We start from the raw sequence: 19330 nt of genomic DNA, 5'->3' as shown, positions 1-19330 counted from the left end.
GTTACCGGTTCGTGGCAGTGGTTACAGGATGGATTCTCGGGAGACTGTGCCGGTGTCGGCGTTGTATTCCGTGGTCCCGTTTCGCGTCTCCTTTTTGATGATTCCGAGTCCTGCGAGCCGTTCTAGTGATTCGTGTACCTCTTCCTGCGTGGCTTCTGTCTGGACCATCGCCGGGAGGGATTCGAAGACGTCTGCTGGTGTCTGGAAATCATCGTTGAGGACGGAGAGGACCTCGTCTTCGATGGATATCGTGCCAGTGTTTTCGGTTTCAGTGGTCGTGGGGGTGTCATCAGTCGTGTCGGTGTCTGGGTGCAGTGTGTCGACGATGGTGTCGGTCCAGTCGTTGATCGGTTGGAGTAGTTCGGGGTCTGTGGTTTCAGCGTACCATTTGAGGTCGGCGAACTCGAGGTATGTGAGTTGGTACATCCGGATTCCAGGGTTTCCGCGTTCGACGACATCCATGAAGTCCTCGCCGACAGTGTCGATCAGTTTCTCAGGCGTACGGTACCAGTTGTGGATGTCGCTGTGTTGCTTGAAGCGTGAGGTAACACGGTCGTATTCATCTGCGGCGTCAACGACCGGGAACGGCATCAGTGATGTCTCGAAGTATTTCCGGTCGAATTCGGTGATGAAGTCGAAGATCTCCTGCGGGTCGATACCCCAGAAGTCTCCGATCAACACTGCGTAGGTTTCGTCGAGATCAGAGGCTTTGCCAGCGGGGATGTGATCAGCAAGGCAGGGGAAGTCCTGCATCCGGTCGTCGATGTTCATTAGGGAGACGCCAAGCGTCGGGTCGACGACCCGGGCGAAGAAGGGGATCTTTTCGAGCGTGTAGTAGAACGCGTTGCCATCGATATCTTTGACGCGGATCACGCCGTCACGCGCGGTCAAGAGATTGTACTTGAACGATTCGTTGGTAAAGTCGTCGCTGCCGCGTCGTCGGTACTTATTGACGATGCGGCGGACGTCCATCTCCTGAATACTGAATTCTTCCGCCAGTTCGGCGTTCGAGTATCGCCCCTGCTCTAACCGGTCGAGTATGAACTCCTCGACCGATTGCTCGAAAATCCTGACCGGCGGCTCACCCTCCGGAATTTCCCGAAGCAACCCGTCTGTTGTCGCTGCACGCCGGTTGTGGATCAGTTGGCGCTGTTCCGGCGGGGCGAGATCGTGGAAATCGATGGAATCGTACATACTCTATTGGGGTGCGCGTCAGGCGTTGGTCGTTCGTATTGGTTGCTCGATGGCAGCAGCGGGGATGGAGCTATTTTGGGTATTGTACTGTCGTAGAGAACGTTATCGCGCAATTCTTCCGCACTGCGTCAAGTGCGAACCGTTATTGCGCTCGGACGCATAGATCCCTTTGTAACTCACGCGGGCATATACGTACGCTCTCGTGGGTACCGCCCGGTCAGGAACCTGCCCCTCTCAAAGACCAGGGTGCTGGATTGGGCGGCTTTACCGGTTATCTTCTCACAGTTCCAACTGTTGGCAGCCAGTTAAATAAAAATACCGATATTAACATTTGAAATTCTGCTCTACAGACCCTTTACCGCCTATTTACGGCAATTCTCCCACGGAATTACCAGAAGCTAATGTATGTCGAGTTATAGATACTACTGCGGTGTGATGATTGGTCGTCTGCAGTGTTTGGTCTAGGAGGGAGGGGGTGATCGACCGGGTTTTGATTATCTGGTATAAAAGATTTTTCGTCTATGTGCATTCTACGGTTCTGGGCCCTGTCAACCGAGTATTAACGTTTGAGGGTGGATGTTGGGATTCGACAGTATTGATGGCTACTATGAATCCAGGAGATGAGGGTCGAAATAATCCTCGACAGGTTTTGTCCTTCTTCGAAGGTCATACTTGGTCTCTGGAATTTCCTAAGCATCTTTTCGCTGTTGGGTGAGCGATTATGTCCTGTTTTTCACATCTTCTCGGCAGCGTATATTCCGAAAAGCCTGAACTTCAATCAATATTAACAGAATTTGATTCAATATTCTGTCCTGTATGGATGTTCAATTATATGTAGAAGTGCTGTACAACTCTCTGGTTTCAGAGGGAAGCTGGAGTCACCGAGTCTCGAGGTGAGTTGATCCCTGCCCGAGAAAATCCGGTTCGCTTCTTAGTGAGTCGTTGCTTGCATGTATCGATCCGGGATACCGTCTAGCGGAGTCTGGACGAGATCAAACCCTTCTGGCAGGACCTCGGTGTATGGCCGGAGGTCGAGCCCATCGATGAGTATGGACCAGTTGTTCTGGAGCCGGACGATCCGGTCTACGTGGATGCCGGTGGTGACCCGATTTCGACGCGGGAAGATCTGGAAGCGTCGTACGTGGAAACGTATAGCGGCGGGGAGCGGTGGGCGTTCCAGTCCGAACAGGCGAAGAAGTTCATCGAGTACCGGGAAGGACTGGTCTAACCGGTGACCCGGCAGATATCGTTTTAAATCTCGGTTTCGGGTACAGTACCTACGAGGGGAGCGGCCCTCCTACCCACGTCTGTCTCAGATACGTTAGGTCTGTGTCTGTGCTGTCGAGTTCGCCTTCGCATACAGGCAGGGTAGGAGTGCCTGTTCTTCCCCCCTCTACTTCTTACCGTTACTGGAGAAAGACAAAGAAGAAGAGAAAATAGGGAAGGAGGTCAAAGACGCTGTTCTCCTTTCCGGTCGACACGGCCTTCCTTCCATGCTTGATGTTCGTCGTCGGAGTAGTTGTGCGATGATACGACCTCGGGACGTGGCCAGCCGTTCTTCCCGGCGCGGTATGCGGCGTCCGGGTTTCCGTCTGACATTTATGCGGTCACCCCGGTTCCGATCTTGACCCAGTGATTCCCGGTTGGTGTGTAGTGTACCGGGTCGTCGGGTTGACGGTATGTTTCTTGTATGCGTTGTTTGTACTGTGTGAGTTCGTTGGTCTGTGCTGTGTGTTCTGTCATGAAGTCCACCTGTTTGTAATTTGAAACCAGCCGCTTTTTATATCTTTTCACCCCATTATAAACCAATGTCTCGGGGCGGGGACACACGACAGCAACTCCAAGACCCAGTTCCGCTGCCCTCTCACTTCTTCCATTCCCGACTCACTACACTCCAACAGGTCACTGACCACCTTGACGGCGCCTACGTCTGCATCGACTGCTGCCTCGACAAAAACCGGGACGACACCGACGCCCATCAGGCACTGTTCTTCGCCGACAAGCCCAGCGCCATCAGCCACAAGCAACGCACCGGTCACAACAACTGGTACTACAAAACCGTCTACAAGCCGCTCAACGACGGATTCATCTACCCTGATATCGTTGCCGCGGCCCAGGAACTCGATCCGTCAATCGACACGGTCAAACTGATCGAAGGCACACGCGACCCACGCCGCGACCACCTTTGAACCGCTGATACCTATTTAAACGATTTCTCCCCATCTCGATACAGCGATGCCCGGCAACCACCGCGACCGCATACCACTCACAAACCGACAACTCATCGCAGTCGCCGCTGCCGCACTTTTCCTGTTCGGCATCGTTACCACACAGACCGCATCCGCCGCCGCATTCACCTCGGACACAGTTCCGGACGCGATCAACAACGGCGGCGATGACGAACTCGAGATCGATACCACCGTCACCGACACCACCGTGATCGATCGTATCCTCGCAGTCATCCCTGATTTCCAGACGCTCGCGGTCGTCGACACCGTTGACGACACCTACGAACCGGGCGACACCGTCGCACTCGAATTCACTGACACCGCACACACCAGTTGCGACGATGCCGAGTTCATGGTCGAAGTCCGTGAACCCGGCAGCAGTACGACAGACCTCTCCGCATCTGACGACCTGGCCGCCTACGACAACTCCGTCATGACAGACCAGCTCATCACCGGCGACGTCACAGTCAACCTTCCCAGCGATGCACCAGACGGTGAGTGGGAGGCTGCTGGTTTCCTCTACTGCCACGACGACGATTCCTGGGGAGATATCGACGGCGACCACTTCGTCGTGGAAGCACCGGAACCGGGCGAACCCGAACCCGGGACAGTGACGCGGTGGGTCCCGGACGACGCGGAGGGTGACTGTGTAACGGAGACTGTTGAACAGGAAGCAGGTGACGGGTACGATACACAGCAGGAGTGCCTCGAACAGCTGCCCGACGACACCGGCGACGACGCCGATGACACAGACGACGACTCCGATACTGACGATAACGGTGACGATGATACGGATCGGCACTGGCTGGACCAGGCCGTGATCGATCTGTGGAACCGGCTCACCGGCTGGCTATAACGAAACAACGGAGACGGATACGAATACGACCGATATAACGTGATGCTACCGATGCGACGAACACTCGTACTCTGCGGCGTTCTCCTTGCCTTGGCCGCTGCTTCGGCGGCCGCCGAAACCACTGACGACACCGAGCCACTGGATGCGTTAGAGGATCCACGCCCCGGTCTTATCACGGCGGACAGCCCGCTATATGGGCTGGACATCGCCGTGGATAACGTGTTGATGGCGGTCGGCCTCCGCTCCGCATCTGATGTGGTGCATAAACGTGCATCCGAGGCTGTCGTCGCTGCCGAGGCGAACGAGACAGCAGCCGCAGAACGCGCCGTTGCAGAAGCACACCGTACCGCCCGAGTCGCGCATGGCGGTCACAGTGACGGGTTAGAAACTGCTGAACAGCTCCTGCTCGAGGTCCGTGATCAGGTCCCGGAAGATACGCACAATGGGATCGACCACGCGTTGAACGAGATCGTGCAGGCACAGGAACGGACACCGCTGGACGTGGTGGACCGAGAACCGGAGCTGCCGGATGATCTGGATGGCCGGAGTGTGCCGGATCACGTGCTCGAACTCGCTGGAGGTGACCAGTAAGATGGGGCGCCACAAGTCCGGCCCGGTGACAACGCCGAGCGACTTGATCGGCCGCACCATCAAGGACGACAAGGGCCGCCGCTACGACTACGCCCGATTCTTCCGAGTCGGCGGTTCCAGGGCCAAGCGAGAAGTCCAGCGCGAAGGCGAGCGTATGAAGGCGAACGGTGAGATTCGGAACTACCGCGTCAAGGAGTATACTAAGGTCCGTGTACAGCGATATCCGGATGGCGAGTTTCGACCATCCACCATCCATGCCCTGTTCACACGGTGATCCAGTGTGGAAACCGGGGAGGACCGCGAACGGTGGTTATCCAGCCAGCAGGCCCGCTGGTTGAAACGCGGCGGCGTCCTGTTCGTCGTGAAGATGTTGCTTCTTGCCGGGTATCTCCTGCTGCCAATTTAACAATTAAACAGCACTCCCGGGTGTTACTGATTACCGTGACCACCCGCGGATTTTTGTTCTTACTAGGGCTACACATTGACTATGACAGATAGTCACTCGAATGGTACCGAAGATACCGACGATGAGGCCGCGGAGAGTGACTCGGACGATACGACGATAACGACCTCAGCAGCTGGAGTTGGAGTTACAACGGGTACTGCAACGGTAACGATTGGATTCTCAACAGACGACATCCAGGATCGGTTGGATGACGACAAGATCGCAGAAGCACTCGTACTCACATCAACGCGCCTTGAAAACATCCTCAGTCAGGCAATCGCAGACCGATACGACATCACGAACGAACAGTTTGAGAAGCTGTACGGTCGGGAAAGCCTGGGTCGGTACCAGGACATGGCCGCGGTCCTCGGATTGTTTGATCAGCATCAAGGAACATTGCAGGACGTAGTGCGCTATCGAAAGAAGTTGGTCCACGACTACGGATACCTGGACGAGTTGCAGACCGACAATGACGAACGGGACGATGTGAAATCAGTTCTCGAGGCTGCAGTCGCGTTCATCGATCAGGTCGAGTTCTGACTTAGTGAAGATTTCTTTAAAAAGTCAGCCTGCAGGTATAGGAGGGGCGATATCTGGACTGATCTTCAGCCGTTAGCGATGGTGATCAAGGCGAGAACCAATCCAATATAGACAACGAGAACGAGGGTTATTAACGCTATACGGAAATTGGTACGAGGGCTGAAATACAGTATGCCATCGTCGGGATATTCGGCAGCATAGAGATAAACAATTGAGGCTAAGAAAGAGAACCCTATGAGAAAGATTCCAACGAAACCTATAGCTTGGAGGTGTGCAGTTTCTGCCGAGTCTCGGATGAGGTTAAGGCGATGAGACGCGATAGCGAGTGCAGCGATGACGATGGATTGTGCTGTCAAGAGAGCAGCAGCTGTACTCTGGTTTGGTGGAGAGTCATCCCGGTCGCCTGAATCGCTGCTGTCGTCTGGATCCTCAGGTGACGTGTCGGTCATTACTGAAAGTTAGAAGATCGGTGAAGTTAGTTCTCTGGGTCAACTAAGAAGTAGCATCATCGTTGTGGATGCGAACTGTTAGATGCTGAGTTGGAAGCCGCCGTGTTCGCGGTAGATGTTGTCTCGAGTCAGTTCTTCAGCGGCGTGGATGTAGACTTCGGTGGTTGAGGTGTCGTCGTGGCCGAGGTAGTCGCGGATCTCTTCTTTGACCTCGGCGATACCGCGGCCTTTCTGGAGTTCTTTCACACACCAGTTGGTTGCGTATGAGTGGCGGAACCAGTGTGGAGTCACGTCACCGAATTTCAGTGCAGCGTTGTTCCCGATCCGAATCATTTCGTACCGGAGCTTCCAGTATTCTTGTTCCCGGTCGAACAGAAACAGTTCGCCATCGATATCGAACCGAGTTATATGGTCCTGGAGGAGTGTGACGGACTTGTCAATGTCCACGGTACGTCTTTTGCCGCGTTTCCCCTCCCTGATTGTAACTTGTCCGTCTTCGAAATCGAGGTCGGTCGTCGTCACCCGTAACGCCTCCGCGATCCGGGCGGCGGTCTCAAACAGGAACACGGGAAGCAGTTTGAACTCGGCGCACTTCCGCTGGGGATCGTCGAGCGTTTTGAAGCGGGGCGGGGAGATATCCTGTGTCTTCCGGTGAAACTCGGCGACCTCGTCGGTATCCAGGTACTTTTTCATGACCTCGGTCTTGGTCAGCCGAGATTCGCTTGCGACGTCGATCTGGTCAATTTCGTTTCGGACGAAGTCGAGGTCTTTCAGCTGGTCGATCGAGTAGTTCTCGGTGTCGCGCTTGAACTGCAGATATTTCTTGTAGGCTGAGCGGATCGCGGGGAAGGTGACCTGAGCCTTGATCATCGCGAGGATGTGTTCGAGGTCCTGCGTGTGGAAATCGAGTGGTTCAGGGAGTTGTTTCAGCCAGAGGGCGTAGTTGCGGGCTGAGGTATCGGAGAGGCCTTTGTCGAGGCACCAGTCTTCGAACGCTTGAGCTTCGTTGTCGATATTGCTATTCCCCACGGGTGTTCCCTCCGCTGTTACCCACACCTATTCCGGGAAAAATCGGTATCGTTGACGGTGATCGGAGGGGTGAAGGTCTGTATGTGTCTGGGTTGGTTTCGTTTATTAAAATTTGGATTTTAATAGACAATCATACGGTGGACTAATGTGAAACCGTGGTTCTACCCGTGTCTTGCCGCCCAATTCAGGGTATTTGGGGTTGAAATCGGTCGATATTCTTCGAAAGTTCTGTTATACCAGAATCTGATATAACAGATACCAATAAAAATGTTAGAACCCAGTACAATACCATGCCCGACAGCGACGACATCTCTTTTCCCGATCTTGACTACAGCGATGACTCACTGAACGAAGTCTGGCGTCGAATCAAGGAGATATACTCGAATCAGGACAGGGTATTCAATGAGAAGATATCCGAAAACGCGGACAAGCTTCCGGATACGTATCCAGACGACACATTACGGAAAGACGTGCTCCCGAAACTGCGGAAAGCGCTCAAGGAGAAGAATATTATCGACATCGAATACGAGGAAGGCGGCGATGATGATACCGGTGGCGCACCCCGGAAAATCTGGGTCTTCATAGACGGTGATTCGCAGTGACACCGTACCAGAAACTGCAGGCGGCCGCACCCGACCCAGCGGAAGAAAACACGTGTCCGTGTAGCCCGGTGCTCGAGGACTGCGTCTGTGACCAGCAACTGGATGACGGCCGGTTCCAGTGTCCACAGTGCGGGACGGTTTGTTTGAACCGGGTTGGTGTCAGGATCCATATCGGGCAGAAACACAAGGGGAATCGGGACGAGGGTGATGCCAATACCTGTTAGCCGCGTCCTCGAGAAACTGAAACGGTTCTACTATCAGCAGTCGATCCAGGATATCGAGGACGCGATCGACCAACTCGAACACGGCTGGTGTCCACGGCTTTTGAGTTTCTTTCATGGTGGACCGGTGAACGGGTGGCCGCGTGTCTCCGTCGACGAGCACATCGCAAACCTGCAGGACGTCAAGCAGCGGCGTGAGGCATGGATCGCTGAAGCGAAAGGTGGTACGTGATCGATCGCGAGATGGGGCTGGCCGTGGTTTGGATGTTCGGCATTGCAGCGTGGTTCATAGTGGTCGGTTATATCACCGCATCCGGGGATTACGTGACCGCGATTTTGATGACTGTTATCGGTGTGTTCGCAGCGTTCTCACAGCTACAGGTGTACTACGACGACCGGGTCAGAGTACGCCAGCTACGGCATCGATTGAACCGTATCATCCCGGTCCGCGGATACGAGATGCGGCGTGAACGCGGTATCCGGGTCCTTGTTGCGTATCTGAGAGGTGAGCGACGGTGAGTGAGACCTGCAGTATCTGTGGCGACGTGTTCGAGAACCAGCACGGGTTGAGCGTCCACCGCTCCACAGCCCATCCCGGTCACGAGGACCTGCAGACCTGCTTCCAGTGTGGGTACCGGTACGGCGGTACGCAGGACCGGTGGGAGTGCCCACAGTGCGCGTGGACAAATCGACCGGTCATCCGGGCTGCGATCGAGGCGGACACCCTGTACTATGCGTCGGGGCACGGACCGATCTATCACGTGTTACCGCCCGATCCGGCAGTGTCGTTGTGCGGGCAGATCACAGTCCGGCAGAATCTGGATGGACGGCCGAACGAGAACACAGCGACACGGTTCCGCGGGTACAGCGACCATGATAAGCCGGAGGAGTATTGGTGTTCGTCCTGCCAGCGGATTTACCGGGTGTTGGAGCAGGCAGGAGCGTTTACCGACGGATCTGGTGCTGAGGTGGTGGAGGCGTGAACGAGGCTGAGGAGTTGCGGATTCGGCCGCGGACGTTCCCGGGGAGGTTTGACCGGAAGGTCCTGAAGGCTGTTGCAGAGGACCCGGCGTGGAAGAAGGAGATTAGTCGTCGTGTGGATAGTCCGAAGTCGGGGGAGTCGGTTCGGCGAGGTGTCGACAAACTGGCGCGGCACGGGTTTCTGGAGGCGTTCACAACGCGGGATCACGACTTGACGCATCATGGGGAGATGACGATGTACCGGTTGACGGAGAAAGGCCGCGAGGCGCTCAAAGAGCACACTCAGGATACTATAGGTGAATCGCAATGAGATATGATGTTGCAGACATCGATGAGGAGAAGAAAGCGGTGCTGCGTGATGCTGCTGAACGGTTTGATCTCGATATTCGGATCGTTCGGAACGGGTATTCCCGCGGAATCGTAGAACGGGTGCTAGCACTGTTTGTAGAAAACAACGCAATGGCTGTTGGGTGGCCGCTCCCGGTATTTAACGGACTGGTGGTGATCGATTCAGCGTATCTCGAGTGGCTGTCCGTGAGCGAAGTAGAGCATACGATCTTGCACGAAGCCGGTCATCACGTGTTCTTCCGGATGGGGCACGAGGAGTTCGCCGAGAAGTTCGCGTTGAAGTATTTCTCTGGAACGGACGAGGAGTTCCAGGTGAACTGTGCGAAGAAGTGGTACGGCTGGAAAACGGACTGGGAGTCTCTTACTGACCGGTCTGTAGGTGACGACATTGTGTAGAACAGAGATCCAAAAGAACGCTGGAGGTGATACCGGTGAGTGACTGGGAGCAGATCGACGCCGTCCAAGGCGACCCTGCGTGTCCGAACTGCGGTAGTCCGATGCAGCCGTCACCGGACCTGCAGCGGTGCAAGTGCTACGGCTGCGACAAGGCATTCGCGTATCGACGGCAGACACGGCACCTCGTCCGCGAACCGCAGGGGGAAGTGGAGATCGACGATGAGGCTGGTATGGATTGATGACGACATCGAACAGGTAGCACAGAAATTCGATCGAGAGGTCGCCGCAGCGTTGGAAGACGACCTCACCGAACTCGAGGAACAGATAGCAGACTTTGATCGGACGAAGCACGTCCGGAAACGGATGAACACGGTGTGGCGGAACTTCATCGAGGAGCGGTACCTGACACCGGGCGGCCGCAGCTTCCGCGCGATCTACATCATCACCGGTCACGGCACCGTGTTCTACGATGTCATCAAGAAGCGGAAGGAGAAGCAACACGCCCTGTTCCGGAGCCTCGAAGAGAACCATGAGCAGGTTATCAAGGATGCAGAGCTGAAAATCGTGGAGGTGACGGAAGGCCTTGCAGAATATACTGACTGAGTGTAGGGTTATCCGCTACTCTTCGAAGGCGAATGCATGCCCGATCTCCTGGTTGGAAAGAGATTGTATCGGGACGATGACGATGCTCTCGATGTCGGTGAACCCGTTTTGCAGTATCCGGCCGATTGTATCTGACATCTTTCTTGCGTCTGCGAAGAATTGGGATACGTGGATCTGTTCGAGGACTGTGATTTCACCCATCGGCCGTTGGTGTGAGACGACTTCGTTGATATAGAAGTCTGGGAAGTCGAGATAGAACTCACAGAGCCCTGGGTTGAGGTCCCAGGCAATGTTCATGTGAACGAGATAGACGTGTTCATCACCGTAGGCGAGGGGTTCACAGTATCCTGTGCCGACATTGGTTACGCCGTCGAGGAACTTGTTGAATTCGTGGCAGACCAATGCTCCGAACACAGGTGAAGTGAGCATGGAGTCACTGTCTGCAACAAGTTCTTCAACGTGGGAACGATCGATAGGTGTGTTCGAGAGGAGGAATTCTACGAGGTCACGCCGAGGATTATCTGACCCGCGGTCGATGCTGAGCAGTAAGCGGTAGAACTCATCCGAGTCGATATCTGAAACAGAATAATCCCGGAGAATCTCCTTTACGAAGGCCACGCGTTGTTCTGGCGGGATATCTTCTGCAACTTCCCCTGAAAGATTCTGGCTGGGTTCAGAATCGTCGTCTTCACTAAGCGTATAGGTGAGTCCCAGATCGCGAAGGGTCCAAAGCTGCTGTTCTTCGAAGGAATCCCCTGACTCTAACCCCATTCCGCGGAGAATACGAATTGCAGCAGGTCGGAGCTGGAAGGTGGAGAAAGAGGACTGCGGTTTCCGGCTTGAATTTCTCACAAACCAGGGTGACCGTTTGCCCTCTGATTTGTTTTTGCGTTTCCGGAGTGTCGACATTATCTCCCCGTACAGAGGCAACTGATATGAAAGGTTGTGAGTCAGTTGATGATCAGGAGAGGAAAAACCGCTGATCAGGATTCGTGGATAGACCGGACTTCGACCGTGCCCTCTCCGCGGACGATGACGATGTATCCGGCGTACTCGAACTCGACAGTACCGACAGCACTGTTGGCTCGAGACATGAACAGGTCGTTCAACGCTTCAGGGTCGACCGCGTTGTAGAGCGGTGGAAGATCAACAGGGTCAGCGCCTTCGGCGTCGCCAACTGCGGAGACAACCGCATAGACAGGTGTGTTCTCTGAATCGCCGTCCCACTCGGTAGTGGCCGCCGCGGTCAGGGAAGTTGAAGAGTCGTCCGCATTGATCTGTGTGTTCATCGTTTACACAGTCAGTGCGACCAGAGTCTGTCATAAAAGAATTTCCAAAACGTGATGGATTTCACACGATCTTTCACGTATGATAGGGTGTTGTCATCAGTATTCTTAAGCCCGGACAGACACGAGTTCTTATATGTACGATCTCACCGGATTCCAACGCGACCTGCTATACGTCATCGCAGGCCTCGAGGAAACGGGCCGAAACGTTGCGACGAATCTTAAGGCACACACGGAAAAGAGCCGGAAGAACATCAACACTCGACTGCCGATGCTTGCAGACTACGGTCTCGTACGCAAAATCGGACCCAAGGAACAGTCCGGACTCTACGAAATCACATCAAAGGGGAAGCAGCACTCGCTCACAGAGACGAGTACGATGAGGTGGTCGATTTCGAACAATTGATTGAAGACGAGACAACATCTACTGGTTGAGGTGTGTTTTCACCTCGAGACTGGTAGTAGAGGATTATTTTCTTTTGAGTGGTCACTAATCGAATTAGATATTCCAGATGTAAACTCCGTTCTGTGTGAACACTTCTCTTTCTCATAGAAATTAGTGTCGATCCTCATACTTCCCGGTGTGACAGGTTGTGGATATGTTAAAATCGACGTGCAAGATTTAGAAAAGGTGTTCAGCACTGCTAAGATACAGGTCGCGTCTCAGACAATTCATTTGGTGATGGTCGAGTATTTTTATTGACTAATACGCATTTTGTATGGATCGACGGCGGGGAGTCACGGGACTTGGGGTACTTGGAATCTCTGGACTTGCAAGGTGGGTGGTGATTCAAGAGACCTACAAAGTACGACACCACAACTACGAAAAGTGCGACACCGAGTTTTTAGAGAGATTCAACGTTAGGCTCTCAATCATGAGAACACATATAACTAATGACACACATGACCAGAACGATGCGATCAGGAGAAGACTCTCAGTTTTCCGAACTGGATGATCATCCGGCTAGTCCGATCATCGTTCACCCCGAATATGTCGATGATTATGTGTATCGGCAGTCTTCCATCTGCAGGTTGATCGAAGACGGTCTAGATGAGGCCCTTCGTCAGGCGGTAACTGAAGAATTGGAGACTGATAATGAGCAAATGGTAACCGCTGCGCAGTCTCGGGAGTCATCGCCCGGGCGAAATCAAAATGTATTGGAAGTCGGATCTATCGGGGGTCCTGTACCACCAATAAAGAGCGGATTCGTGGGTTTGCCGGCAGAAATTGACTCGGATCTCTCGGCTGATTATCACAGCGACGTTGCCGGCCATAATCCGTCTACTTCTTCATATTCGTATGCGGACTATATTGAAATCAAAACAGAAGTGACTCGGTCTGTTAATCCGACAAGTATCAATACAGCGCACCGACTGCACAGCAAAGGAAAACGGAAAATAACTCGGGATAGCCACGCGCCATCCCGAGTAGTAGGCCGTGTACCTGGAAGTGATAGGTATACTGAGGAGGTGCCGTTTCCTATCTACCGTGCTACAGGAACGATAATTTCTCCCGACCGGGCCGATTTCCTTCCTGATCCTGTTGTCAGGGCTGCTCGAAAGAAAGAGGTTTATTTACGTGATTTGGATCAGATAGAAGTATTCTCAGACACTCCTCCAGAGATTGAGAACAGATTGTGGCTACATTTCGTGGAACGACGACCGCACGCAGTCACAAAAGACAAGCAAGAACTGAAGTCACTCTATAACAGATTAAATAACGCTCACAGTCCGTCAGTAGATGGCCTAGACGACCTCAGAAAAGTCTTGAGTGGGAATGTAATCGAAGCCTTCGTCCCAATTTCCCCGTAGACCCGCTCCACTTTGTCTCGGCCACCGCCGCTATATCGTTGATCCCAAGGATAAGGATCTGGTTTTTGTTATATACACATACTCGGTCAAGTTGACCTGAACATCCAATCTTCATCGAAGTCTTTGTGCAAGATACGCGCTTTGTATTCATCAGTTCCAACTTCTCAACTACTCGAGAGAAATGATATAAAAATATGAGTTGCGTTGCTACTCCCTATCTGTTCTGCTAGCGTTCTGCGCCGTAGACGATCTGCGAGGGCGCTTCGTAGCCACAGTCAGGACAGTCGAACCATCGTTGGAGTTTTGCACCAGCGGCAGATTTCTGGCCGACGATGACATTGTCGTTCGGACACTCTGGACACGAGAGTTCGGGGGCTGGTCGGTCCCGAAGTGAATCCCGAAAGCTGGTCGCTTCTTTGGTCTCGAGGCCGTGCGACCAGATCGGATAGCCGTCGACGAGGATCGCTGCCCGCCACTTGTAGGCGTAGGAATCTGGTGCACGATGCAGAACGGCTCGAGCACCAGTCTCCGTGTTTCGATATGCTAGCGTTGGTGTTCGACTCTCTCGAGTCCAGTTGGGTATTCGTGGCATGATTACTCAGAAATGGACGTCCGCCGGCACGATCCAGCACGTCTCGCTCTCATCATTCTCTTTGAGGAGTCGATCGAGGACGTCATGGACACTCGCAGGAAACGGAGCCTGTTCATACTCACGCGATTTACCTTAGACTTCGATCAGCCGCTCGTCGAAGTCGACATCCTCCCATCGGAGGCCGTTGCGTTTGTCGTCTTTCGAATCGGCGAACAACTCAGCACCACGCGCTCCGGTTCCGTCGAGCATGACAACAATCGCCCGGTCACGGAAGGCCGTCTCGGCGTCGGTTCGAATCGGTCCCTCCAGGGCCATGTCGACGCGCTTGGTCACGTACTCGAGCACGACGACGGCGTCGCACTCATCCAAGGACCCATCGACAACGCAATCGCCAGCTACCAACTCTCACCGCGATACGATAGAGGGCGCATCTTCGTTGGACAGGACGTCGTCGACGAACTCGAACTCGACACGGGTGACGATGTCCGGGTCTACGACCTCAAGGCGGACGACGGCCTTCTGCTGGTCGACGCGGGCGACGATCCACGGATCGCGACCGACGGCGGCCATGGTCCAAATCACCCTACCGAGTCGGGTGATCTCGAGCTGGTCCTCGAGTACACGACGATCGACGACCGCCGCCGACAGCGACAGCTCCGTCTCCGATTAGTGTTGTTCAACCGTTATCGACGACTCATCACGACACAACAGGTGACTCAGGTCAGGCTAACTGGTGATGCTTTGTGAGGTACTGATACTCGAATAGCCGGCCAACTTTGGGCTTTGAACAAACGGTACAACTTTTCGCCGCCGTCTGGCGATTCGACACAGCCGAGATTGACGTTTTTCGACTCATCTACGATTAAAGATATATGACCTACTACTCCCTTGGTCACATTGATGCCCTTCATTGCGGTTGATCCCGTTGATAACCGCCCGCGAATCCCGATCGGTGTCGATGACGACGAAGAGGTTCAATGTCCTGTTTGTGACGATTCTCTCCGTGTCCGTGATGGTCCCTCCATTGCTCGTCATTTCTACCATCCACCAGACACCACCTGTCACGGTGAATCCAATCTTCATCTTCGGATGAAGTCGATCGCCGTCGACAAGCTCCAAGAAAAGTATCCTGATGCATCGGTACACGTCGAGTTCGTCACTGACGAAGTACCGCGCCGTGCTGATGTCTTCGTAGAATTCAATCAGCCACGGTTCCCTTTCGGAAAGGGAATCGCAATTGAGGTACAGTACCGGAACGAAAAGAAGAATCTCACAGAAACGACTGCCAGCTACCTCACCGGCGACACCAGTGTCCTCTGGCTATTCGAGGAAAACTACGTCGGGACTCGCCCCGAGTATGTGGATGTCGAACTCCCTGACCCGCTTCCAGTCTGGCCGTACAGCATCCCGCACGGGGAGGCAATGTCGCCAGACCCATCAGCCGGGAATTACTTAGGTATCACTGAAGGCGATCTCGTCGCGGCGCTCCCGAATCACGTTGACGATCAGGTTTCGCTGGCAGAATTCCCAGGTGCGTCGGATACAGGCGATGAATCCGAAAACCTCCCAGAGTGGACCCGTGAGAAAGAACTCCATCTCAGCCTCTCGATAGAGTCCCCAGGCGTTCGAGAAGTCTACAAATCATGGTTAGACGGCAAAATTCAGAGCAAAGGCAGTGAACACCAAGACGAAATCGAGGAGCGCCGGGAAATAGTAGAGTTAGAAGACCGGTTCACCTACTTCTCCGAGCGCTTTAGCAAAGGGCCCGGAGAGACATTTGAATTCAGTATCGGAGTCCGCCACTCTGGTAGTGGTCAGTTCACTGTCCGAAAGTTTGTGGACGGGATGGAACGGGAACTCATGTTCCTTATTGGCGACGATGAGACCAACTCGTTCACCGAGTTCGTGCTGGAATTGTGTTATAGGTTAGAGTGTACTCGTGCTGCGACGTCGAAAGGACAAGAAGTGAACCAGCCAGTCGAATCCAACCTCAGCACGCTCTCCTACGCAATTTCCCAAACAGGAACCGAGACAGTTACCGTCGAATTGAGCAGTACCACAGAAACCATGAATCTAGAATTCTGCCCGCAACAGATCCAACCGCTCGTCAATCTTTGTGCTAAAGTCCGACTCTGGTACGACTACACGGATACCGGTGCTTGAAAAACGTTTCGTGCAATCGTGACGAACTAGTCGCTAATCCACTAAGCTCTCATTCTAGTGTGATCGATCGATAGCCGCACGTCGGAGACGGACACTTCCAATTCCCGGTTGAGGAGTCCCGTTCAAGTCGGCTCCCACATTCTGGGCAGCGTCGTGTTACAGTAGTGGACTCGTCTTGACCCCGAGAAGTGTCGGATGAGGACACCCGTAACGGGATCACGTAACCAATTATAAGCCAGCTATCACGGCGAAAGATCATCGCCACTGTTTCATCGTCACCCCACGCGAAACGCGGAGTTGACTCAACCGGGTAGAACTGATCGAACACTTCGAGAAACTCTCGCCCGCGATACGTCGCTTCCCCGGAGCCAGCACTTTCATTCCACGACCAATGCGTATCTCCGAACGGAGTTGTAATGGACGCTCTGTCTGGAGTGAGTGTGATTTCCGTCTCAGGAGAGTCTGCTTCCCGGTCGAGGAAATCTTCAAACTGCGAGTCAACGACGTGGATGTCAGCAGTATGCCGGTCATGGGTCGCACGAAGATCTAGATCAGCAATTTTCTGATGCCGGCCAGCATGCTGGCTCGGAATCGTGGTCGGGACAGTGCCTCCAAACTCGTTTGCTTCCATGGTCATCCGCTCGCCGTGGAATGATACCGACACATGCTCAGCGTCGGTCGAGAGCGTTGCAAACTGGAGCGTTGAGAGGTGCGACGGGTACACTGCGACAGCACCAGCGGTCGAACACTCGAACTCCGGGAACGCGTCTGCAGGACAATGAGCATGCGTTCCCTGACGATCCGCCTCCGATCGAATCCAAACGCCGGCGTCATTCACGCCAAGAATTGCAGCCGAGTCTGGCAACATTGCATTCGCTAACACCTTGGCATCGACCGGACGACACTCGATCTCAGCGTCGATCGGCCCGAACTCAACCGGCCAGTCAATGATGTCGTCTCCGGTCATGATTCAGTCACGCCGGAATTGTGATGTGGTTCAGTCACGGGCGTAGCACGAACAGTTGCAGCACAGCGCGGCCGCTGCGCGGGTGCAATGTACGACATAACATCGGTCCAGTCACGACCTCCATAATAAGCATCAGCGCTTTAGACAAGCAGCCCACCTGATTTTATATCGGAGGAATAATAAGACGTGTTTAATGGGGACAGACGATAGCGAGAGGGCACATACTCGCGGCTACACGGAGACAGCACTCACTAAGCATCTGCGAGCAGTGAATGATGCGTATCAGCAACTCCCAACAATCGCTGACCTCGAAAAGTACAATGACGAATACGATCCAGAAATAACGCCGCATCCACAGACCTACATTTCCCGGTTCGGGAGTTGGACCACCGCACTAGAGACGACTTTTCCTGACGCGGAACTCTGTCGGGAGTTGTGGCGGGTTGCGAACCAGCTTGACCGACGGCCGTACCAGGACGACCTTGACGGTCACGGCCGGTTCGGGTCGAGAGCCTATCAGCAACGCTTTGGATCGTGGGAAGCCGCATTAGAAGCCGCTGAGTTTGATCCCTCCGTCCGTATCCCCGACGAATTCCTGATCGATGATCTGTGGCGGGTTGCACTGCTCGACAAGACAGACTCAGAAACAAAGGAAAACGAGAAAAGACAGTTATTCTCGACAATCGACGGCCGGTGGTCACTTTCAGTGGAGAAACTCCAGCAGCATGGCAAGTACTCGTATCACACCTATATTCAGCGGTTAGGTGGGTCTCGTGGTGGTCTTATTGGTGCCGAGCAGCAGGCTGGATTGAGAGGATCTTTAATTGATTTTTAGAATTAGGTGAATACTGAGAGTGTTCGGGATCAATTGACACTGGCTGCAGAAATAGTGCAGGGGCTGTTTGACGAATCGACCACAGTAGAGCAGACAACAAGTCAAGAAATAAAATGGAGAAAGCTGGCGTCAATAGTGAGGTCTCGCACGATCTCCACTGAAATCGGCGTAGATCAGTGGTGATCGATGAATGAGATTGCATCGGGGGTCGTGGTTAGCAGAGACACTCGCTTAAACAGGCTACAGATTTTCATTCGGGCACTGGACCCTTATAATCCCATTTGAGGCTATCACCCTTACGTCTGACAACATAATTGTACGGACTATGCAGTTCGCCACGCTGGCATTTGCAGTTGTCTTTGCCACAGCTTACCTTCTTGATCACTACGGTCCCTTCACTCGATTCTTTGATCGTTTCGATCAACTCGTCCTCTCCGGCGTCAATGTCCTCGGTGGCGATGTCCCGTCGGTATGCGAGCAGTTCGTTGATCCAATCTTGGAGAGCCTGCAAACTCTCGTCGTCTTGCTTCGGGACACCCTCGGCGAGGTACTGCGGAAGTGGATCGAGAGCAGAGGGACGAGTTGGAATTTTCTCACCAAACAGTAGAGCCAATATCAGAATAAATGTTTGGTAAGATCGCGTTTTATCCCTCCGCCATTTCCGAAGCAATCGCCACTTAGATTGTCTCAGGACGGGGTTATTGGAGGATCAGATTGCACCGGAGACTGTGGTTCCGTCTACAATACACACACCGCTGTTTCCGAAGCTATAGACAAAAGAACCTCAACCCCTCCACCACTTCCGAAGCTTCGAACAAGTCGTCGTAAGAATCTGTAAGACCAGAGTCGAACGTCAGCGGTGGCGGTGAGTAAGGCAGGTAGTTCACCTGGGGATACTCATTGAGAAGCCTGGAACTTGTCTCCAGTGTTCATTGTCTGAATCATCTGGATTCGGTAATCGAGCACTGATTCAACATGGGAGATGACGAATAGTTCGGCGAAAGAGAGACGACAACCCTCCACCGTTTCCGGAGCTTTTGCTAATGATGCTTTCTGAGAACCCTCACTCCACTGTTTCCGAAGCTATCTCAAACAAAGAAGAGGGGGTACTAGAAAACAGGTCTATATTACCGGAATGTCTTATGAATCATACAGCGTAAACCAATAGAAAACAACATGTGATTTATCTATA

Annotated in this window: 28 protein-coding genes and 1 pseudogene; 20 read left to right on the top strand and 9 right to left on the bottom strand. The window is 53.5% G+C overall.

Translation table 11 applies throughout. From position 1 onward, the window contains the following. Positions 1–21: 21 nt before the first annotated feature. Positions 22–1194, bottom strand: a complete 1173-nt coding sequence (locus ACERJA_RS12260) for a hypothetical protein (protein ID WP_373608522.1) — start codon at positions 1192–1194, stop codon at positions 22–24. Positions 1195–2281: 1087 nt separating this feature from the next. Between ACERJA_RS12260 and ACERJA_RS12255 the strand changes: the two genes are divergently transcribed. Continuing rightward, positions 2282–2422, top strand: a complete 141-nt coding sequence (locus ACERJA_RS12255) for a hypothetical protein (protein WP_373608521.1) — start codon at positions 2282–2284, stop codon at positions 2420–2422. A gap of 221 nt (positions 2423–2643) precedes the next feature. On the opposite strand, the gene ACERJA_RS12250 is transcribed toward ACERJA_RS12255, so the two are convergent. Continuing rightward, on the bottom strand, positions 2644–2793 hold the full coding sequence (locus ACERJA_RS12250; protein WP_373608520.1) for a hypothetical protein: 150 nt from the start codon (positions 2791–2793) through the stop codon (positions 2644–2646). A 209-nt stretch (positions 2794–3002) separates the two neighbouring features. Here ACERJA_RS12250 and ACERJA_RS12245 point away from each other — a divergent pair, with 209 nt between their 5' ends. The 6 genes from ACERJA_RS12245 (at position 3003) to ACERJA_RS12220 (ending at position 5854) form a co-directional block, all read left to right on the top strand. Beyond that, the gene (locus ACERJA_RS12245) at positions 3003–3383 is read left to right on the top strand and encodes a hypothetical protein (RefSeq protein ID WP_373608519.1); all 381 of its coding nucleotides are present in this window, start codon (positions 3003–3005) and stop codon (positions 3381–3383) included. Positions 3384–3429: 46 nt separating this feature from the next. Beyond that, a complete protein-coding gene (locus tag ACERJA_RS12240) occupies positions 3430–4278 on the top strand; it encodes a hypothetical protein (protein WP_373608518.1) in 849 nt (282 codons plus the stop codon). Positions 4279–4329: 51 nt separating this feature from the next. Further along, entirely contained in the window at positions 4330–4869 is a 540-nt protein-coding gene (locus ACERJA_RS12235) for a hypothetical protein (protein ID WP_373608517.1), read from the top strand. A gap of 1 nt (position 4870) precedes the next feature. Further along, the gene (locus ACERJA_RS12230) at positions 4871–5143 is read left to right on the top strand and encodes a hypothetical protein (protein ID WP_373608516.1); all 273 of its coding nucleotides are present in this window, start codon (positions 4871–4873) and stop codon (positions 5141–5143) included. Between the two features lie 6 nt (positions 5144–5149). Beyond that, positions 5150–5275 carry a hypothetical protein gene (locus ACERJA_RS12225; RefSeq protein ID WP_373608515.1) on the top strand — a complete coding sequence of 42 codons (126 nt, stop codon included), beginning with the start codon at positions 5150–5152 and terminating at the stop codon, positions 5273–5275. A gap of 81 nt (positions 5276–5356) precedes the next feature. Continuing rightward, entirely contained in the window at positions 5357–5854 is a 498-nt protein-coding gene (locus tag ACERJA_RS12220; RefSeq protein WP_373608514.1) for a hypothetical protein, read from the top strand. A 65-nt stretch (positions 5855–5919) separates the two neighbouring features. Here the strand turns inward: ACERJA_RS12220 and ACERJA_RS12215 are convergent, their stop codons facing one another. Together ACERJA_RS12215 and ACERJA_RS12210 are read right to left on the bottom strand one after the other, a co-directional pair. Further along, on the bottom strand, positions 5920–6303 hold the full coding sequence (locus ACERJA_RS12215) for a hypothetical protein (RefSeq protein ID WP_373608513.1): 384 nt from the start codon (positions 6301–6303) through the stop codon (positions 5920–5922). Positions 6304–6381: 78 nt separating this feature from the next. Further along, positions 6382–7332, bottom strand: a complete 951-nt coding sequence (locus ACERJA_RS12210; protein WP_373608511.1) for a tyrosine-type recombinase/integrase — start codon at positions 7330–7332, stop codon at positions 6382–6384. A gap of 290 nt (positions 7333–7622) precedes the next feature. Between ACERJA_RS12210 and ACERJA_RS12205 the strand changes: the two genes are divergently transcribed. The 7 genes from ACERJA_RS12205 (at position 7623) to ACERJA_RS12175 (ending at position 10483) form a co-directional block, all read left to right on the top strand. Beyond that, a complete protein-coding gene (locus ACERJA_RS12205) occupies positions 7623–7934 on the top strand; it encodes a hypothetical protein (protein WP_373608510.1) in 312 nt (103 codons plus the stop codon). 207 nt (positions 7935–8141) lie between these two features. Beyond that, complete coding sequence (locus tag ACERJA_RS12200; RefSeq protein WP_373608509.1) at positions 8142–8387, top strand: hypothetical protein; 246 nt, start codon at positions 8142–8144, stop codon at positions 8385–8387. Further along, entirely contained in the window at positions 8384–8674 is a 291-nt protein-coding gene (locus ACERJA_RS12195; protein ID WP_373608508.1) for a hypothetical protein, read from the top strand. The genes ACERJA_RS12200 and ACERJA_RS12195 overlap by 4 nt, the downstream gene beginning before the upstream one ends. Then, the gene (locus ACERJA_RS12190; protein WP_373608506.1) at positions 8671–9138 is read left to right on the top strand and encodes a hypothetical protein; all 468 of its coding nucleotides are present in this window, start codon (positions 8671–8673) and stop codon (positions 9136–9138) included. The genes ACERJA_RS12195 and ACERJA_RS12190 overlap by 4 nt, the downstream gene beginning before the upstream one ends. Then, entirely contained in the window at positions 9135–9446 is a 312-nt protein-coding gene (locus tag ACERJA_RS12185) for a hypothetical protein (RefSeq protein ID WP_373608505.1), read from the top strand. Before ACERJA_RS12190 ends, ACERJA_RS12185 begins: the two co-directional genes overlap by 4 nt. Next, a complete protein-coding gene (locus ACERJA_RS12180; protein WP_373608504.1) occupies positions 9443–9880 on the top strand; it encodes a hypothetical protein in 438 nt (145 codons plus the stop codon). The genes ACERJA_RS12185 and ACERJA_RS12180 overlap by 4 nt, the downstream gene beginning before the upstream one ends. A 219-nt stretch (positions 9881–10099) precedes the next feature. Further along, positions 10100–10483 carry a hypothetical protein gene (locus tag ACERJA_RS12175; protein WP_373608503.1) on the top strand — a complete coding sequence of 128 codons (384 nt, stop codon included), beginning with the start codon at positions 10100–10102 and terminating at the stop codon, positions 10481–10483. Between the two features lie 15 nt (positions 10484–10498). Here ACERJA_RS12175 and ACERJA_RS12170 read toward each other — a convergent pair whose 3' ends face one another. Further along, complete coding sequence (locus tag ACERJA_RS12170) at positions 10499–11392, bottom strand: hypothetical protein (RefSeq protein ID WP_373608502.1); 894 nt, start codon at positions 11390–11392, stop codon at positions 10499–10501. 74 nt (positions 11393–11466) lie between these two features. Then, positions 11467–11772, bottom strand: a complete 306-nt coding sequence (locus ACERJA_RS12165) for a HalOD1 output domain-containing protein (protein ID WP_373608501.1) — start codon at positions 11770–11772, stop codon at positions 11467–11469. Positions 11773–11905: 133 nt separating this feature from the next. On the opposite strand from ACERJA_RS12165, the pseudogene ACERJA_RS12160 reads away from it, so the two are divergent. Continuing rightward, positions 11906–12204: pseudogene (locus tag ACERJA_RS12160) on the top strand (ArsR family transcriptional regulator). A 480-nt stretch (positions 12205–12684) separates the two neighbouring features. After that, the gene (locus tag ACERJA_RS12155) at positions 12685–13581 is read left to right on the top strand and encodes a hypothetical protein (protein ID WP_373608500.1); all 897 of its coding nucleotides are present in this window, start codon (positions 12685–12687) and stop codon (positions 13579–13581) included. A 226-nt stretch (positions 13582–13807) separates the two neighbouring features. Here ACERJA_RS12155 and ACERJA_RS12150 read toward each other — a convergent pair whose 3' ends face one another. Next, positions 13808–14173: a hypothetical protein gene (locus ACERJA_RS12150; RefSeq protein ID WP_373608499.1), complete on the bottom strand. Its 366-nt coding sequence runs from the start codon at positions 14171–14173 to the stop codon at positions 13808–13810. A 12-nt stretch (positions 14174–14185) separates the two neighbouring features. Between ACERJA_RS12150 and ACERJA_RS12145 the strand changes: the two genes are divergently transcribed. Then, entirely contained in the window at positions 14186–14920 is a 735-nt protein-coding gene (locus ACERJA_RS12145; protein ID WP_373608498.1) for a hypothetical protein, read from the top strand. A 153-nt stretch (positions 14921–15073) separates the two neighbouring features. Then, positions 15074–16336, top strand: coding sequence for a competence protein CoiA family protein (locus tag ACERJA_RS12140; RefSeq protein WP_373608864.1), 1263 nt, complete (start codon positions 15074–15076; stop codon positions 16334–16336). Between the two features lie 49 nt (positions 16337–16385). On the opposite strand, the gene ACERJA_RS12135 is transcribed toward ACERJA_RS12140, so the two are convergent. Next, complete coding sequence (locus tag ACERJA_RS12135) at positions 16386–17303, bottom strand: hypothetical protein (protein WP_373608497.1); 918 nt, start codon at positions 17301–17303, stop codon at positions 16386–16388. Positions 17304–17496: 193 nt separating this feature from the next. On the opposite strand from ACERJA_RS12135, the gene ACERJA_RS12130 reads away from it, so the two are divergent. Beyond that, positions 17497–18138: a homing endonuclease associated repeat-containing protein gene (locus ACERJA_RS12130; protein ID WP_373608495.1), complete on the top strand. Its 642-nt coding sequence runs from the start codon at positions 17497–17499 to the stop codon at positions 18136–18138. A 250-nt stretch (positions 18139–18388) separates the two neighbouring features. Here ACERJA_RS12130 and ACERJA_RS12125 read toward each other — a convergent pair whose 3' ends face one another. Next, complete coding sequence (locus ACERJA_RS12125; protein ID WP_373608863.1) at positions 18389–18523, bottom strand: hypothetical protein; 135 nt, start codon at positions 18521–18523, stop codon at positions 18389–18391. Between ACERJA_RS12125 and ACERJA_RS12120 the strand changes: the two genes are divergently transcribed. Continuing rightward, the gene (locus ACERJA_RS12120) at positions 18464–18745 is read left to right on the top strand and encodes a hypothetical protein (protein ID WP_373608875.1); all 282 of its coding nucleotides are present in this window, start codon (positions 18464–18466) and stop codon (positions 18743–18745) included. The genes ACERJA_RS12125 and ACERJA_RS12120 overlap by 60 nt on opposite strands. Positions 18746–19330 lie beyond the last annotated feature (585 nt).

The sequence above is a fragment of the Natronorubrum sp. A-ect3 genome (assembly GCF_041821125.1).
GTDB classification, from domain to species: Archaea; Halobacteriota; Halobacteria; order Halobacteriales; family Natrialbaceae; genus Natronorubrum; species Natronorubrum bangense.
The sequence above is the reverse complement of the archived record's forward strand: the minus strand, read 5'-3'. Positions and strand labels throughout refer to the sequence as shown.

Excerpts from the sequence above, each read along its gene's own strand:
- ACERJA_RS12260 (WP_373608522.1), bottom strand. The coding sequence starts at position 1,194 with ATGTACGATTCCATCGATTTCCACGATCTCGCCCCGCCGGAACAGCGC.
- ACERJA_RS12250 (WP_373608520.1), bottom strand. The coding sequence starts at position 2,793 with ATGTCAGACGGAAACCCGGACGCCGCATACCGCGCCGGGAAGAACGGC.
- ACERJA_RS12245 (WP_373608519.1), top strand. The coding sequence starts at position 3,003 with ATGTCTCGGGGCGGGGACACACGACAGCAACTCCAAGACCCAGTTCCG.
- ACERJA_RS12240 (WP_373608518.1), top strand. The coding sequence starts at position 3,430 with ATGCCCGGCAACCACCGCGACCGCATACCACTCACAAACCGACAACTC.
- ACERJA_RS12235 (WP_373608517.1), top strand. The coding sequence starts at position 4,330 with ATGCGACGAACACTCGTACTCTGCGGCGTTCTCCTTGCCTTGGCCGCT.
- ACERJA_RS12230 (WP_373608516.1), top strand. The coding sequence starts at position 4,871 with ATGGGGCGCCACAAGTCCGGCCCGGTGACAACGCCGAGCGACTTGATC.
- ACERJA_RS12220 (WP_373608514.1), top strand. The coding sequence starts at position 5,357 with ATGACAGATAGTCACTCGAATGGTACCGAAGATACCGACGATGAGGCC.
- ACERJA_RS12215 (WP_373608513.1), bottom strand. The coding sequence starts at position 6,303 with ATGACCGACACGTCACCTGAGGATCCAGACGACAGCAGCGATTCAGGC.
- ACERJA_RS12205 (WP_373608510.1), top strand. The coding sequence starts at position 7,623 with ATGCCCGACAGCGACGACATCTCTTTTCCCGATCTTGACTACAGCGAT.
- ACERJA_RS12200 (WP_373608509.1), top strand. The coding sequence starts at position 8,142 with ATGCCAATACCTGTTAGCCGCGTCCTCGAGAAACTGAAACGGTTCTAC.
- ACERJA_RS12180 (WP_373608504.1), top strand. The coding sequence starts at position 9,443 with ATGAGATATGATGTTGCAGACATCGATGAGGAGAAGAAAGCGGTGCTG.
- ACERJA_RS12175 (WP_373608503.1), top strand. The coding sequence starts at position 10,100 with ATGAGGCTGGTATGGATTGATGACGACATCGAACAGGTAGCACAGAAA.
- ACERJA_RS12170 (WP_373608502.1), bottom strand. The coding sequence starts at position 11,392 with ATGTCGACACTCCGGAAACGCAAAAACAAATCAGAGGGCAAACGGTCA.
- ACERJA_RS12165 (WP_373608501.1), bottom strand. The coding sequence starts at position 11,772 with ATGAACACACAGATCAATGCGGACGACTCTTCAACTTCCCTGACCGCG.
- ACERJA_RS12155 (WP_373608500.1), top strand. The coding sequence starts at position 12,685 with ATGCGATCAGGAGAAGACTCTCAGTTTTCCGAACTGGATGATCATCCG.
- ACERJA_RS12150 (WP_373608499.1), bottom strand. The coding sequence starts at position 14,173 with ATGCCACGAATACCCAACTGGACTCGAGAGAGTCGAACACCAACGCTA.
- ACERJA_RS12145 (WP_373608498.1), top strand. The coding sequence starts at position 14,186 with ATGGACGTCCGCCGGCACGATCCAGCACGTCTCGCTCTCATCATTCTC.
- ACERJA_RS12140 (WP_373608864.1), top strand. The coding sequence starts at position 15,074 with ATGCCCTTCATTGCGGTTGATCCCGTTGATAACCGCCCGCGAATCCCG.
- ACERJA_RS12135 (WP_373608497.1), bottom strand. The coding sequence starts at position 17,303 with ATGACCGGAGACGACATCATTGACTGGCCGGTTGAGTTCGGGCCGATC.
- ACERJA_RS12130 (WP_373608495.1), top strand. The coding sequence starts at position 17,497 with ATGGGGACAGACGATAGCGAGAGGGCACATACTCGCGGCTACACGGAG.
- ACERJA_RS12120 (WP_373608875.1), top strand. The coding sequence starts at position 18,464 with ATGCAGTTCGCCACGCTGGCATTTGCAGTTGTCTTTGCCACAGCTTAC.